The organism is Treponema medium (genome assembly GCF_017161265.1).
Taxonomy (GTDB): domain Bacteria; phylum Spirochaetota; class Spirochaetia; order Treponematales; family Treponemataceae; genus Treponema; species Treponema medium.
Map to the genome: position 1 here is coordinate 85,391 of NZ_CP031393.1, position 15,805 is coordinate 101,195.

Here is a 15,805-nt window from a genome sequence, read left to right on the forward strand (position 1 = left end):
TGGCTATGGCATATATTTTGGGAACCGCCGGACACGTCGATCACGGCAAAACCGCATTGGTAAAATGCTTAACCGGAGTGGAAACCAGCCACATCCCCGAAGAAAAGAAGCGGGGTATGACAATTGAGCTGGGTTTTGCCGCCTTGGAAGATCCCGTACACGGAACGATCGGCATCGTCGATGTTCCCGGACACGAACGGTTTATCCGTAACATGGTGGCAGGCACGTGGGGACTTGACGCGGCAATGCTGATTGTCGCAGCGGACGACGGGTGGATGCAGATGTCGTCGGATCACCTGCGGGTACTTAAAGCGATGCATATCAACTCCATCCTGTTGGTCATAACCAAATCCGACTTGGCCGATCCCGATATGATCGAGCTGATACGGGAAGATGCAAATCGTCATTGCCGCGAAATCCTCGGACGGGAATTACCCTCGGTGGCAGTTTCCGCACATACCGGCGCCGGTATCGACGAACTCAAGAAAAAAATTACGGAATTATTGAGTGCCGTCCGTACCGCTCCGTTGGATAAGCCGTTCCTGTATATCGACCGCGCCTTTACGCTGAAAGGAATCGGCATCACGGTAACCGGTACGCTCCGCGGTAAAAGCATTGCCGTCGGCGATCAGCTTGCACTCTATCCCGACGGAACCGAGTGCAAGATTAAAAACATCCAAAATCACCACGCCGACGTATCTTCTTCCGAATCGGGAATGCGGACGGCGCTCAACCTGAAAATATCCGAAAAAGAAAAGGTAGCGCGCGGTATGCTGCTTGCAGGCCTTGGCGAAAGTCCCGTACTGCAAGGATCCGAGCTGCTCGTCCGTGTCGATGAATATTTTAACAAACAGGAAACCGGCGCCGGCATCAAAAATCATATCGAACTGGAACTTGCAACCGGCAGTACCAATGCCATCGGCGCAATTCACTTTAACAAAACCGATCCTACGCTGGCGCGGGTGTCCTTGCAGGAACCTATCGCCGGACGATGGAACCAACCAGCCGTCCTTATCAGGCATGGCGGAAGCTCAATTCTTGCCTCATGCAGAATACTTGCGGCCTTTGACTCCTACCGCGCATCCGTCTTTAAACAGTTCTTTTCGGTGTATGCCGGACGGGAATTACCGTCGTGGAAAAGCTGCGGCTTTTTTATCACCGGCTTTATAGAGAAAGACCGCGCGGAACCTAAGGAGCTTTCGGTTGACGCAAAAGACGTTACGGCCTGCGGCAAACAGCTCATCTTTACCAAAAAGCTTGCCGAATGGGAAGCAAAGATTTTAGAGACCGCAAAGAAAAGTCAGGCAGGTTTTACTGCAGAGGAAATCGATACGGCTGTGCCGGTAAAGGTGCGGCAGGAAATCCTGAAAAAACTGTGTGCGGAAAACAAACTCGCCAATGAAGGCAGTGTGTATAAGCTGGCAGGCAGCGGGGATACCTTGTCGAAAACGGCACAGCAGCTGTTACAGTTGGCGCTTAAAGCAGGGTTCGACGGTATCGAAATAGATAAAATCCAGCTGCCGCAGGTGCGGAAAGACGCCCGCGATTTGGTAAAGCTCGGTAAGCTCGTCGTATTGGAAAATTTTTTGCACTACCACCGTGAGATATACGATAAAGCGATTGCCGCTATCTTAAAAGGGAAAAAAGCAGGCGACATCATCACCATTGCAGACGCCCGTACCGCGACCAATCTTTCGCGCAAATATGTTATCCCCCTGCTCAATGTTCTGGAAAAAAACGGCAAGGTAAAGCGGCAGGAGAATGACCGAATCGTTTTGTAGAGTAACCACATCAACTTCTTTTCATATTCCCGCAGAAAAGAGAGGCTATTCGACCAGAACTGCCAAGGATGGCAGTGGTTCCATATAGTAGCGATGTTTTGTGCGTGCACAAAACTCGCCTTCAACTGATGTACATGGATGTACAACAGTTGAAGATGGTTCAAATGGTCTCATAGTCTTCCTTTTTCTGCGATTATGATTTATTTGTCTGGTGCGATTACCCTTCTTTTAAAATAAAGTGTGCGGATTCTCCTCGACTTTTTGCATTTTATTACGTATACTTAATAAAGAAGGTTTCTAAAAATGTGTTCAACCTTTTTAGAATGACCCGAAAGAAGGAGGCTTCAAAAGGCAGCTACTTTTGCGGCGCCTTCACACACCTGATACCGTATAGGAGGTCTCGTATGAACATCAATTTACAGGCGGTAAAATTTACACTGGACGAAGATCAAAAAACCTTCGTACACAAGAAATTTGAACGGATTAAGTATGCGGAAGATTTAATTGTCGATGTCCTCTGCACGATAAAATTCGACAAAAAGTTCACCTACGAATGTACCGTCAATTTTAAGGGTGGAACCGCACACGTTTCCACCGAAGATTATGACTTTAACGCAGGGGTCAATAAATTGATGGATATTTTGGATCAAAAAGTACGAAAAGAAAAAGATAAGATACAAGCTAAAAAATAACAGTCCCGCAAAACGGCTAATCCCCATCGGATTAGCCGTTTTTTTATAATGAGGCGTAAAAATTGCTCCCCTTATCACCCGTAATCAAGAATACCGGCAAGTCTTTGACCGAAATCAATGGTACGGCTTATGTAATAATTTTTACAGCTCACCTCTTATATTTTAAACTTAGATACTTCCTGTGCCAAATTTTCGATACTTCGTTTGTTTTTATTGGTGATTTCTTTTACGCCTTGGATTGCATTATTGATTTGCACTGCCGCCGCCGCCATTTCTTTCATACTTGCTGCGATTGTGTTGGTAAGCCCGTCGAGTTTTTGCATTTCGTGCGCGACCCCTTCTCCGCCTTTCAGCATATCACCTGAACCGTCTTCTATTTCAACAGTTACCTCGCTGATATTTTTAATAGCATCCAATACTTCGCGGCTCCCGTTTTCCTGCTCTCTCATCGACTCGGTTAAACGGGTACTCATATTTTTTACCTGATCGGAAAGCGTAAAAATAGTAGCAAATTTTTCGCCGGCAACTTTTGAAGACGTAGAAAGCCCTTCGATTTCCGCACTTAAACTCTTAAGCGTTGCGGTAATTGTTTTACCCTGCGCAGCAGAATCTTCTGCAAGTTTGCGGATTTCGTCAGCGACAACGGCAAACCCCTTACCGGCTTCACCGGCATGAGCTGCTTCAATAGCGGCATTCATTGCGAGTAAGTTTGTTTGCGATGCAATATGCTGAATGACACTTGAGGCTTCCATCAAACTTCCCGACTCTTCGGCAATTTTTTGAGTAACACTGCCGGTATTTACGATGATTTCTCGTCCGTCGGCGGTCGCTTCCGCAAGTGTTTTAATAACCCCGTCCGTCTTTTCAAGCGTATCGGTAATCGATGCGATATTGGCGACCATCTCTTCTATCGCAGAAGAGGAAATAGATACGCTTGCCGACTGGCTTTCTATGCGGGTATTTAATTGCCGTATCGTCTTGATAATTTCTTCAACCGTTGCAGCCGTTTCTCCGACGCTTGCAGTTTGTGTCAGTGCTTGCTGTTTTACGCCGTCAATATTTTCATTTATCTTATGGACAGCTTGTGCAGTCTCGGTCATATTCTGAGCAAGTTCATCGCCGATTGACCGCATCATTTCAGCATTGCTGTCGATAGATTGTATGGCAGTTCTAATCTTTTTAATCGTTTCATTAAAATATTCCGATAGCCGCGTTACTTCATCATTACCGATAAGAGGAAGCTGCACGGTCAAATCGCCCTCTCCTTGCGAAATATCTTTCAACGCATTAACAGCTGTCTGAACGGGAGCGACCATCTTTGCCGCAATAAAAAATATAATTGTCAGTGTTACCGCAAGGATAATAATACTGATAATAATGATAAGTTTACGAAAATCTGTAATTGCACCGAGAAACTCTTCCGCTGGGGCGGCAATAATAATTGTCCATTCCGTATCCGGCATTTTCGTATAGGCTGCAATATGCTTTTTACCATCATAAGTATAATAACCGATACCGTCGGAAGAATCTGAAACCGCTTGCCGCTGAAACTCTGCGATAGATGCAAAGGAGCGGTCGGTCTTTGCCAATTCCATTGTATTTTGTTGCGCTTCCACGATTGACATATTCTTGTGAGCAATGGTTGTTCCGTCTGTCCCTAAAATATGACAATTCCCCGTTTTACCGATTTTGATTTCGGATATGATATCGCAAATAGAGGTTCCCTCAAGGCCGGCTCCCAAAACAGCGATAACCTCACGATCGCTATCTAATAGCGGAACAGCCAAAATAACTTCCAGTTTTTTAGTTGCCGTTGAAATATGAGGTGCGGTAATAAATGAATCCCCATTGACTGCGCTCTTATACCAGTCCGTATCCCCGACAAAGGTAACCGTACCGTCGGCATAATAGCTGTTTCCCTTAGTGTCACATATATTAAAAAAATTGAGAGTGTCGGCATAGCCGAAATCACTGCGCACGATTCGTGTTTTTTCCGTAAAAGATACCGAAGGATCCTTCATCGCCGGATTACGCATAAATCCGCGTAAAAAATTGAAGTCACTGGCAATATCACTACTGATAAACAAGGCAATATCATTTACTTTGTCGATAAGATGCGCATTAACCCGCGCAGTAAGGGCTTGTTGCGCAGTATACCGCGCCAACGAACCTTGTATAACACCGGCTACCGTAATCAATGTTCCAAAAATGATAAGCAGTTTCTTACGAATAGAAAAATTTTTCTTTTCCCGCATAAAGAGAAATACCTCCACATACTGGAATCCTCTAACAAGTCGGTTAGTTTTTAGAGGCTCCCTTTTCTACAATAATATAGTTACTATATCTAAGTTTGGCAGAGATGACAATACGTATCCGACTTTATGAGAAACGCATCAACTACTTTGTAAAACTCGTCCACAGAATAATATTCAACCCTTTCTTTTGAAAAGTATTGGTTCTGCGTAGCAGTCTCTGTTATTCTGCGATTCCTATCTGTTTATCCAATACGATCGGCCTACCGTGCAAATAGACAACAGACTATAAGTTTGATAGAATATATCAGAAAAAGTTACGGCTATCAGATATCTCTCAAAACTCCGTTCTTTTTATGACACTCGTTCTAAGAAAAGATGAATAGAAGGATATATGAAAATTTTAGTTACCGTATTTGATCTCTTCGGCGGGAAGATCTGCTAGCGGTACATTCAGTATGAGTATTATCGGACTGTTAATTACCGCGTTTTTACCGGCTGCCGCAGCGGTCTATATTGCAATAAAAAAACACATTCCCGTTTATGCGCTTGCCGCCGTATTCTTTGCAGCGGCAGCGTCACTGCTTCCGGTGCTTGCGCTCCAGCATAGTGTGCATACTTTTTTAGATGCCGGTATTGCAAAACAATCGGAAGCGGTGAGGCTCTTGTTTAACAGCTTTATTACGGCAGCCTTGATAGAAGAAGGTGTTAAAGCAGCGGTATTCGGTTTAACGGCTGCTATGGTTTTAAAAAAAAGATTCGGGATTACACAGAGTATGCTGCTTGGCGTATTCTTCGGCTTTGTCTTTAGCAGTTTTGAAAATATCTCATATAGTTTGCGGTATTCCAACGTGCAGTTTCTCCGGCTTGTTACCGCCGCCGTATTACACGGGGCGCTCGGCTGTTTTTATGCATCAATGGCATACACAAAAACAAAGCGGAAAGCTGCGTTCGTCTTTCTCGCAGCGGTTGTTCTCCACGGGCTTTATAACTTTTTTATTTCGCTGGGCGGCGGCTTCATACTCCCCGCAGCGGCGGTACTCGGCATTGCCTGCTTATATGCAGCACGGCTTGTTACGCCTTCGCGTCCTTAATTAAGAACCTCTAAAAACCGCAGTTTTTAGAGGTTTCCCTTAAGTTTATTTGCGATGTTTTACTTTAAGTCATTATAATATAAAGACTTAAAGTAAAACTCGTCGTGCATCTCTAAAAGCTAACCGAGCTTTTAGAGATGCACAATTCTGAATATCAACTCCACTTCAAGATCGGAAGCCTTATAATGCCAAAAAATGATATCCGAAGTTTGCTCCACCGATACGGGGCTGAGTTGATAGAGTTTATACAAAAAAGAATTTGCATTCAGCGGTTCTTGGCGTAAATCCATCGTAATCTCGTACTGCTGCGCTTCCGTCTTTCGGCACAGAAAATAAGCAGTCTCATTCAACTCGGCGCCGTTAGCCGTAAAGCGGCGGTCTGCTCCGTACAAGAACGAACCGTTTGCGGCGGGAGCGGAACAAAATGTATAAACCAAATCGTCTTTAATTTCCTTACCGTTTATCCGCAACCGAATAAGCTCCGCCGCAGCCCCTTGTGCAAGCGCAGCGTGAGCATCTGCCGCATTGCCCGCGCCGGTATTTCCGGCAGTACCGGCATCATTGACGGTATCGGTAATCGTACCGCCGCTTGTGCCGACAGCATTGTTTCCATTGGTTCCCACAACACTATTTCCGGTTGATGCAGTTGCTTTCTGTACAGCTTGGCCGGTTTGCCTATTCTCTTTTTGAGCAGCTTGAGCGGTTTGCGCTTGCAGTTTTTCCAATTCGCTTAAAATCTTTGTTAAAACGGCGCCGCCCGTATCGGTTTGCAAACCGGTTACATTGCCCAAGCCTCCATTGCCGCCTAATCCCGCATCGCTGCCGAGCAAATTATTGAGCAGCGTCAGGTTACCGCTGTTTTGGCTTAATGCTGCCAGCGTTTTAGCGTTGAGTCCGTTCAGCGCCGTTGATTTTTTTACATCGCTTTTACCGGAATTACCGGAAGCGGCAGCGGCGTTACTTGTCTGTTTCCCCTTCGCCCCTGCTGCGGACGATGGAGTGCGTTTTTGTTGCAAAAACGTCGGAGGCTGAATAACGGGAGGCGCCGGCGGCCGAGTGATCCCTCCGCCGATAGTAACTTCAGGGATGTCCGGTATCGCCGGTATTTGCATTTGCCCGCCGCCGACTCCGGTATTATCCGCAGCGAGGGGAGAAAGCAGCCGCAGCAAAAAGAAAAAACAGAAGATAAACGGCGTTACGGGCATCTTTGCAAGCGTGTCTTCCAACTCGCTGAGCCGCGCTTGCAGGCTGACAATCGTGCGCTCAATTCGGCGCTTTTCATTTTCCAACTTACGCCGAGGGTCTTCATCCTGCGGTTTATTTTTTACACTGTCGCGCACAAACGCAGGACTGTGCTTTTGTAAAAAAAGATCCTCTGCTGCGGCGCGTTTATCAGGGTTTGCAATATTCGCAACCACCTTCATCGCTTCATAGCCGAGTTCCGGCTTTACATCGAACGCATGTATTTTCTCAATCGTCGCAGCGGAGGCGCGCGGCAGGCACAGCACACGGTCGATATAATCTTCGTAGCGGACACCGGCTTGCTTACAGAGCACCCGCGCCTTGCTCAAAAGCCTGCCGAGTTCCTTCATCAGCTTGCCGTCCTCCGCCATAATGGTCGTCCTGATTGTATCCGTCAGTTCAAGCAGTTCAGGCGATTCTTCCATAGCGATTTTATACAGCCCCTTCTCCTCCGCCTTTTGCAGCAGCCGATGAAAATAACTCCAAAACCGCTGCGTATGTACACGGCCGGAACGGGTGCCGTCCAACTCGCAGAGCCGATGATGCGTATATTCGTGAATAGCGGTGTACAGTAGTTCGTTATCGACGGAAAAGTTTTTATTGTGCAGCAGAATCTCATGCGTATCGCTTTTATACAGCCCGTTGACTTTCTTGCTCGCCTTGCCGGTAAATGTTACCGAAAATTCAAGTTCCGACTCTTCAATCTGCAATAATATCTCTTTTACCTGATCCTGATTCATTGTGCTCCTCTCATCTCCCATGCGCCGGATAATGCAAGGCACACCGCAATAGCGGAAGTAACGGCGGTTTCCGTACGCAAAATTCTCCGTCCCATAGTATAGGCAGTGAACTGCTTTTTTGCAAACAACAGCCGTTCGTTCAAGCTCCAGCCCCGCTCATTTCCGACAGCAAGCCAAAGCGTTTGCTTCCCGTCCCACTGCAGCTGTGGCAGCGGATACATCGCAGGAATGCACAGCGCACCGTCTTGTTCAATACAATCTTGCCCAATATGACCTTGTTTCATGCGATTTTGTTCAATAGAACTTTGAGAACCTTGCTCAATGTGAAAAGGAACATCGAGCGTCGCCCGCAGATGATCCGGGCGGATATCATCTCCATACCGATCGAAAAAATGCCGTACACTATAGGCTCGATACACTTTCGGAATATGAGTATCTCCTGCCTGACTGCACCCGTCAATCAGCAGCCGCTCTATCTCCGTTTCCGCAGCGATATCGGCCTTGAGGTAAGATTTTTCCCCCAACTCGGTGCCGATCAGATACAATGCCTCAATCCCAAGCCCTGCGACATCACGCAAAATACGGCGCAGCTGAATGGGACGCGGAAACCCGAGTATCAGTCTGATGGGCGGCAGCACGGAAACATCGTCTCCTCCGCCCGCTTTGTCCGCTACGGTAAACCGTGCAGTCAACAGCTCATCGGAAAAAGAAGTAATTTCCGCCGTTCCTTTTTCCCCGTCAATGATACCCGCCTTGAATACCGCCCCCACGCCGAACTTCAGCACTTTTTTGATATGTAAAAAGCGTTCATCAGTTTTGGCAAAAGAAAAATTCCCGTCTGAAAGTTCTTCCTGTCGTAATAAAATAATATTCATGGCAGCCTTGCCGCCCTTAACCTGTGATATGTCTTAATGTAAAATTGAGAACAATGTATGCGGTATAAAAGATAAAAAGAACCGCGCCTTGCAGCCGTGTTATGACGCTGCGCTGACGTGTTGAACAAAAGCGGAAAATGCCGAGCACCAGCAGCATGGTCGGGAATTGCAGATAGTAAAAATCTACCGGTACACGGATACCGGCGGGAGTTACCGCAGCCGCTACACCCAACACAAAGAGGACGTTCAAGATATCCGCCCCGATGATGTTGCCTGCCGCGAGTTCTCCGTGTCCTTTCCGAACGGCGGTTATGGCAGTTACCAATTCAGGTACACTCGTGCCGAACGCGACCAAAGTCGCCGCGATAATACTCTGCGGAATACCGATCTTTATGGCGGAAACTTCTACCGCAGGGATCAGTATCTTAGACGAGAGCACGACCACCGTGATTCCTACAGCCAGCCACACAAGTAGCAGCCACAACGGCTTTTGATTTTCTTCTGCCGTATCCTGTTCGCTCTCTTCCATAGATTCTTTTGCCCAGCGGAACGATATGTACATATAACACGCGAGCAGCACGACAAATATCCAACCCATCCACTGATAGATTTTCCCCTCCCTGCCCGGAGAGAAAAAGGGAAGCGAAACAAGTGTCAGCAGCATCGCCGCTGCAAATTGCACGGTACCCTGCCGGTGAATAAGCCGTTTATCGACCGGCACCGTACCAAGCATGGCGGCAAGCCCGATAATGAGAGCCGTATCCGCAATAATCGAGCCGATAGCATTCCCAAGCGCGAGTTCCGCATTTCCTTTAATTGCCGCCAATGTAGACACCGACGCTTCGGGCAGGGTCGTGCCGAGACTGACAATCGTCGCACCGATCACCATCTTGGGCATTCCCCATTTAAGCGAAAGGGCAACCGCGCTGTCTACCAGCCAATCCGCACCCTTACTCAGCGTAAACAAGCTTGCGACAAGCACAATCAACGATATCACAACCGATGAATTCATTAAAAAATTATGTAAGAGTGCATCCATATAAACCTCGTAAAATATCAGCAACCGGAATATCTGGAAATATACCGGTTTAGGCAAAATCACGCAAGACAGCTTGCAGGGCACAGCCGGATACACCGTTCGGTATGCCCCTACATAAACTTTTTAACGAGGTTGAAATTTTTCTCGCTGTAGGGATGATAGCGCATCGGTAAGTCTACCAGCAAGGATTTTTTCATTACGCTCTTTTCGTGGCTGAATGTGTAAAAGCTTTGTTTCCCGTGGTAATTCCCCATGCCGCTTGTTCCGACGCCGCCGAAGGGCATGTACGGTGTCGCAAGATGCACGATTGTGTCGTTGATGCACCCGCCGCCGAACGATACTTCCGACAGAATTTTCCGCTCTACAGCCGCATCCTTGGTAAAGAGATAGAGGGCAAGCGGCTTCGGACGGGCACGGATTTGATCGACAGCCCACTGCAAATCGGTAAACGGGATGAGCGGCAAGATGGGGCCGAAAATTTCTTCCTGCATAACCGGTGATTCAAAGCTGATATTATCCAACACCGTCAGCGGTATAAAACGCCCGTGCGCATCCTTTTCCCCGCCGATAACAGCCGTTTCTCCTTCCATTAAATGTGAGAGCCGTTCAAAATGTTTGTCGTTGACAATCCGCGTCATGTTGCATGAGGCATACGCATCCGTCGGTAAAAATTCATGAAGGACAGCCTTGCACTGTTCGATAAACGCTTCTTTTACCGCTGCGTCAATCAGCACATAGTCGGGAGCGACGCAGGTTTGCCCGCCGTTCAGTATCTTACCGAAAAGAATGCGCCGCGCTGCCGCTTTCATATCGGCGGTTTTATCGATAATACAGGGGGATTTGCCGCCGAGTTCCAGCGTTACCGGCGTTAGGTTCCGTGCGGCAGCCTCCATAACAAGCTTACCGACTACCGTACCGCCGGTAAAGAAGATGTAATCAAACTTTTGTTCCAAAAGTCCGGCGTTCTCTTCTCGTCCGCCGGTTACAACCGTAACAAAACCCGGCTCAAAGGTTTCCGCAATCAAATCGGCGATTACTTTTGAGGTTTCGGGAGTGTAATTCGAAGGCTTTATCACTGCGCAGTTTCCTGCGGCAATCGCACCGGCAAGCGGCGTCAGCGTTAAATTGACGGGATAGTTCCACGGCGACATAATCAGCACGGTGCCGTACGGTTCGTAATAAATCGTACTCGATGCTAAAAAATGACTGAGCGGCGTGCGTACCCGTTTCGGCTTCATCAATTTTTTCAAGTGTTTCGATAAGAAGCGAACTTCCTCCTGCACCATACCGATTTCCGTAAGGTAGGTCTCCATCGGCGCCTTGTGTAAATCCTTATAGAGCGCATCGCTTATCCGCTGCTGATATGCGTGAACGGCGGCTCCCAGCTTACGAAGCTGTTCGGCACGGAATTGATATGATTTTGTCGCATTTGATGCAAAAAAGGTCGAAGTATTCCGCACCAGCGCGGCTATGGCTATTCTTGTCATATAATCATTCTCCCCCGACGCAAAGGCTCAAGAGAAAAAAAGTATGATAAAATACGATTCTTCCTCTATCCATTTCGGCGGTTTGCTGATATAATCTATCTATAAAAATACTACTATTATTTGCTTGGATACAATAGCGTAGATAATTATTATACTATAGAAAAGCCTCTATATAAAGTAGAGATTTTTAATAAAAATCAATATAACGAAGGAGATTCAACATGGATTTTACGTTGAGCAGAGAACAGCTCATGGCGCAGCAATTGTTTCGTGACTTTGCGCAAAACGAAGTAAAACCGATCGCTGCCGAAGTCGACGAAGAGGAAAAATTTCCTGAAGAGAATGTCAAAAAGATGGCAAAGCTGGGATTCTTCGGTATTCCCGTTCCGAAACAGTACGGCGGACAAGGCGCTGACGTTTTAACCTATGCTATGTGCGTAGAAGAAATGAGCAAGGTATGCGGAACGACCGGTGTTATCATTTCCGCCCATACGTCACTTTGTATCGATCCGATTATGCACTTCGGAACGGAAGCACAAAAGATGAAGTATGTTCCCGATTTAGCCTCCGGTAAAAAAATCGGTGCATTCGGTTTAACCGAACCGGGCGCCGGTACCGATGCTCAAGGACAGCAGACCACTGCAGTACTCGACGGCGACCACTGGGTGTTAAACGGCAGCAAGATCTTTATCACCAATGCGGGCTATGCCGATGTCTTTATCGTTATCGCAGTAACCGGTATCGTAAAGGATAAAAAAGGCCGCTCCGTAAAAGAAATCAGCGCATTCATCGTAGAGCGCGGCTTCCCCGGCTTCTCTGTCGGTAAGCATGAAAAGAAGATGGGTATCCGCGGTTCTTCAACCTGCGAATTGGTCTTTGAAGATTGCATTGTACCGAAAGAAAACCTCCTCGGCGTACAGGGACGCGGCTTTATTATCGCTATGGCAACCCTCGACGGCGGACGCATCGGTATTGCAGCACAGGCGCTCGGCCTTGCAGAAGGCGCTATCGAAGAAACCATCAAATATACAAAAGAGCGTGTCCAGTTCGGAAAACGCATCAGCCAGCAGCAGAACACCCAGTTCCAGCTTGCGGATATGGCAGCCCGTACACAAGGCGCTCAGTATCTTGTCTATGCGGCGGCATGCAAGAAACAGGCAGCCAACGAAAATCCCAATATCCGGTATTCTGCGGAAGCGGCAATGGCGAAGCTCGTTGCAGCTGAGGTCGCAAGCGACGTAACGCGCCGCTGTTTACAGCTCTTCGGCGGATACGGCTATACCCGCGACTACCCGATCGAGCGGATGATGCGCGACGCAAAGATTACGGAAATTTACGAGGGCACGAGCGAAGTTCAGCGCATGGTTATTGCCGCAAACCTCGGCGTCAATTAAGGAGGACAAGAACAGATGAAAGCTATTGTTTGTGTAAAACAAGTTCCCGATACATCCGGAAAAGTTGCCGTCAAAGAAAACGGGCAGCTTGACCGCGCTTCGATGATGACCATCACCAACCCCGATGACTTAAACGCGATTGAAGCGGCGCTGCAGCTAAAAGATCAAACCGGCTGTGAAGTTGTCGCTATTTCGATGGGGCCGCCCCCTGCAGAAAGCATGCTCCGTGAGCTGTTGGCGCGCGGCGTTGACAAGGCGGTACTGGTTTCCAGCCGTGAGTTCGGCGGAAGTGACACGTATGCTACCAGTCAGATTTTGGCAGCAGCTGTACGCCGCGTCGGTGTAGGACCGGAAGATGTTGTATTCTGCGGACGGCAGGCAATCGACGGCGATACCGCACAGGTAGGCCCGCAGATCGCTGAAAAACTGAATCTCCCGCAGATCACCTACGCAGCTGATATTAAAAAAGAAGGCAACACACTGACGGTAAAGCGTATGCTCGAAGACGGCTACATGATGCTCAAGGTAAAGACACCCTGTCTTATCACCTGTATCAAAGAGCTGAACGAACCGCGTTATATGAGCGTCAGCGGTATTATGGAATGCTACTCAAAGCCGTATGAGGTATACAATTACGAAACCTTGAAGGACGATCCGCTCATCGATAAAGACACGATCGGTTTGGAAGGTTCTCCGACAAACGTATACAAGTCCTTTACCCCGCCGCAGAAGGGCGCCGGTACGATGATGGAAGGCGCCGACAAAGCCGCTTGTGAAAAGCTCGTCGGTATGCTGGCAGAAAAACATATCATTTAATGAAGGAGGAGAATGTACAAATGGCTTACGATAGCAAAGACACTGAAGCCTTCAAAGGCGTGTGGGTATTTTGTGAACAGCGCAACGGAGAAATCCTCAACACCTCGTTTGAATTATTGAGCGAAGGCCGGAAGCTCGCCGACGAATTAAAGGGCGAACTCTGCGGCGTTGTACTTGGAAAAGGTATTAAAGAAGATGCGTTAAAGAATCTCGGCGGTTACGGCGCCGACAAGGTGTACTACTGCGAGCACGATCTTCTTGCCGATTATACAACCGATGCGTATACAAAAGTGATTACCGCATTGGTACAGGATAAAAAACCGGAAGTTTTCTTAATCGGTGCAACAACCATCGGACGTGACTTAGGCCCCCGCTGTGCCGCACGGCTCCATACCGGATTGACCGCCGACACCACGCACCTCGACGTCGATACTGAAAAATATAAGGAATTCCTCCGCACCAGCTCGACAATGGATGTCGAAAAGACACCCTTTAAGGTAAACACCAACTTGAAGATGACCCGTCCGGCGTTCGGCGGTCACTTGATGGCAACGATTGTGTGTCCCCGCTTCCGCCCGCAGATTGCAACCGTGCGTCCCGGCGTTATGAAGAAGCAGGATTTTGATTCTGCAAAAGCGGCAAAGACCGTAATTGAAAAGCCGAAAGTTGAACTTTCCAAGGCCGATATCACTGTCGATATCCTCGAAATCAAGAAAACCGCAAAGAATATCGTAGACTTGATCGGAGCAAATGTGGTTGTTTCCGTCGGACGAGGTATCGGTAAGGATCACAAAGCGGGTATCAAACTGGCTGAAGATTTGGCTCAGGCGCTCGGCGGCGTTGTCGGGGCTTCCCGTGCCGTTGTTGACTCCGGCTGGATGGATGCAAACCATCAGGTTGGACAGACCGGTAAAACCGTACATCCGCATATCTATGTGGCAGTCGGTATTTCAGGAGCAATTCAGCACCTTGCCGGTATGCAGGATTCCGAGTACATCATCGCGGTCAACAAGAATCCCGATGCACCGATCTTCGGTGTAGCCGACTACGGTATTGCAGGAGACCTGTTCAAGGTACTTCCGATGCTGACCGAAGCGGTTAAAGCGGCAAAAGGCAGCCTGTAATTTTTAAGCTGTGATGCAAAAAGCCTGTTTTTCCTCTGTGGAAGAACAGGCTTTTTTTAGTAATAATCGGAGGAGGTGGCAACGCCCCTATCAATTTCTTGATACTTATCACGTATATTCGACCTGTTCGATAACTTCGTTGTTGAACAGGTTTATTATTATGTTTAATCCGTAGGGAAAAATAGTATGCCGAAAAAACTAACACTCCCTATAGCACTTGTTATACGTATTAACACGTGTTATAATAATAGTATAAGGTGCTACTTATGACGGCAAACGAGATTATAAAACTATTAAAAAAAGCAGGTTATGAAATTATTGCCGGAGCAAAACACGATAAGGCAATTCATAAAGAAACAGGTAAAATGATAGCAATACCTCGTCATAAAGGCGATATTCCGGTAGGAACTGCCCATAACATTCTAAAAGCAGCGGGCTTAAAATAGCTAAAGGAGCGTAAAATAAAAGCCGTATAAATAGCACGGCTTTTATTTACCCTAGTTGCTCAAGTGCAAACTAGTATATCATCTGCACGTTCTCACTTCGTTGCGAACGTGCGTAAAAAGTCAATCGAAAGTTGACACTTTCTTCTTGACTTTTTATGGGAGAGCTTAATATGAAATATACATATCCTGTTATGTTTGAATACGATGACGGAAAAATAAGTGTAAAAGTTCCTGATATTCCCGGCTGTTTTACATTTGGAGACACAATCGCTGAAGCAATAGAGATGGCAGAGGATGCTATGGCTATGATGCTCGCTCATTATGAAGACCATCACCAAGTGATACCAAAGCCGAGTGATATATCAAAAATAAAAATAAAAAACGGATTTGTGAATTATGTAATAGCCGACACTGATGCTTGGCGTAAACAGTTTTCTGAAAAGCCTGTAAAAAAAACAGTTACGATTCCGGCATGGCTGAATTATAAAGCGGAAGAAGCCGGAGTTAATTTTTCACAAGAGTTGCAAAATGCATTAAAGCAACGGTTACAAATAGCGCTGTAGCTGTTACACTGTAATGCAAGCTCCCTGTTAATCCCTGTTCCTTGCACTCACCTGAAAAATACGGTATCATAAAACTATATAAGCTATAGGGAACCTCTAAAAACTTCCGTTTTTAGAGGTTTTCCTTAGACTTATTTGCGACGTATTTTTTATAAATTATTACAGTATAAAAATTTATAAAAAATACTCGTCGGGCATCTCTAAAAATCTAACCGAGTTTTTAGAGATACCCTATGCATATAGATAAACATGGAGGCAAT

Annotated in this window: 13 protein-coding genes; 8 read left to right on the forward strand and 5 right to left on the reverse strand. The window is 47.0% G+C overall.

Going from position 1 to position 15,805, the window contains the following annotated elements; translation table 11 throughout:
* Positions 1-5: 5 nt before the first annotated feature.
* Together selB and DWB79_RS00410 are read left to right on the forward strand one after the other, a co-directional pair.
* Positions 6-1,781, forward strand: coding sequence for a selenocysteine-specific translation elongation factor (gene selB, locus DWB79_RS00405; protein WP_016522158.1), 1,776 nt, complete (start codon positions 6-8; stop codon positions 1,779-1,781).
* A 404-nt stretch (positions 1,782-2,185) separates the two neighbouring features.
* Positions 2,186-2,473, forward strand: a complete 288-nt coding sequence (locus tag DWB79_RS00410) for an HPF/RaiA family ribosome-associated protein (protein ID WP_016522159.1) — start codon at positions 2,186-2,188, stop codon at positions 2,471-2,473.
* Positions 2,474-2,628: 155 nt separating this feature from the next.
* Here DWB79_RS00410 and DWB79_RS00415 read toward each other — a convergent pair whose 3' ends face one another.
* The gene (locus DWB79_RS00415; RefSeq protein WP_016522160.1) at positions 2,629-4,728 is read right to left on the reverse strand and encodes a methyl-accepting chemotaxis protein; all 2,100 of its coding nucleotides are present in this window, start codon (positions 4,726-4,728) and stop codon (positions 2,629-2,631) included.
* Positions 4,729-5,183: 455 nt separating this feature from the next.
* Here DWB79_RS00415 and DWB79_RS00420 point away from each other — a divergent pair, with 455 nt between their 5' ends.
* Positions 5,184-5,819, forward strand: coding sequence for a PrsW family glutamic-type intramembrane protease (locus tag DWB79_RS00420; protein WP_016522161.1), 636 nt, complete (start codon positions 5,184-5,186; stop codon positions 5,817-5,819).
* A gap of 131 nt (positions 5,820-5,950) precedes the next feature.
* Here the strand turns inward: DWB79_RS00420 and DWB79_RS00425 are convergent, their stop codons facing one another.
* The 4 genes from DWB79_RS00425 to DWB79_RS00440 form a co-directional block, all read right to left on the reverse strand.
* Positions 5,951-7,801: a hypothetical protein gene (locus DWB79_RS00425; protein WP_016522162.1), complete on the reverse strand. Its 1,851-nt coding sequence runs from the start codon at positions 7,799-7,801 to the stop codon at positions 5,951-5,953.
* Positions 7,798-8,676, reverse strand: coding sequence for an RsmE family RNA methyltransferase (locus DWB79_RS00430; protein WP_016522163.1), 879 nt, complete (start codon positions 8,674-8,676; stop codon positions 7,798-7,800). The genes DWB79_RS00425 and DWB79_RS00430 overlap by 4 nt, the downstream gene beginning before the upstream one ends.
* A 16-nt stretch (positions 8,677-8,692) precedes the next feature.
* Positions 8,693-9,715 carry a calcium/sodium antiporter gene (locus tag DWB79_RS00435; protein ID WP_016522164.1) on the reverse strand — a complete coding sequence of 341 codons (1,023 nt, stop codon included), beginning with the start codon at positions 9,713-9,715 and terminating at the stop codon, positions 8,693-8,695.
* Between the two features lie 110 nt (positions 9,716-9,825).
* The gene (locus DWB79_RS00440; RefSeq protein ID WP_016522165.1) at positions 9,826-11,202 is read right to left on the reverse strand and encodes an aldehyde dehydrogenase; all 1,377 of its coding nucleotides are present in this window, start codon (positions 11,200-11,202) and stop codon (positions 9,826-9,828) included.
* 221 nt (positions 11,203-11,423) lie between these two features.
* On the opposite strand from DWB79_RS00440, the gene DWB79_RS00445 reads away from it, so the two are divergent.
* The 5 genes from DWB79_RS00445 (at position 11,424) to DWB79_RS00465 (ending at position 15,545) form a co-directional block, all read left to right on the forward strand.
* Positions 11,424-12,596, forward strand: a complete 1,173-nt coding sequence (locus tag DWB79_RS00445) for an acyl-CoA dehydrogenase (RefSeq protein ID WP_016522166.1) — start codon at positions 11,424-11,426, stop codon at positions 12,594-12,596.
* Between the two features lie 15 nt (positions 12,597-12,611).
* Positions 12,612-13,412 carry an acryloyl-CoA reductase electron transfer subunit gamma gene (gene acrB / locus DWB79_RS00450; RefSeq protein ID WP_016522167.1) on the forward strand — a complete coding sequence of 267 codons (801 nt, stop codon included), beginning with the start codon at positions 12,612-12,614 and terminating at the stop codon, positions 13,410-13,412.
* 20 nt (positions 13,413-13,432) lie between these two features.
* Positions 13,433-14,536, forward strand: coding sequence for an acryloyl-CoA reductase electron transfer subunit beta (gene acrA / locus DWB79_RS00455; protein ID WP_016522168.1), 1,104 nt, complete (start codon positions 13,433-13,435; stop codon positions 14,534-14,536).
* A 266-nt stretch (positions 14,537-14,802) separates the two neighbouring features.
* Positions 14,803-14,982 carry a type II toxin-antitoxin system HicA family toxin gene (locus tag DWB79_RS00460; RefSeq protein ID WP_016522169.1) on the forward strand — a complete coding sequence of 60 codons (180 nt, stop codon included), beginning with the start codon at positions 14,803-14,805 and terminating at the stop codon, positions 14,980-14,982.
* A 170-nt stretch (positions 14,983-15,152) separates the two neighbouring features.
* Positions 15,153-15,545: a type II toxin-antitoxin system HicB family antitoxin gene (locus tag DWB79_RS00465; RefSeq protein WP_016522170.1), complete on the forward strand. Its 393-nt coding sequence runs from the start codon at positions 15,153-15,155 to the stop codon at positions 15,543-15,545.
* The last annotated feature ends 260 nt before the right edge of the window (positions 15,546-15,805 follow it).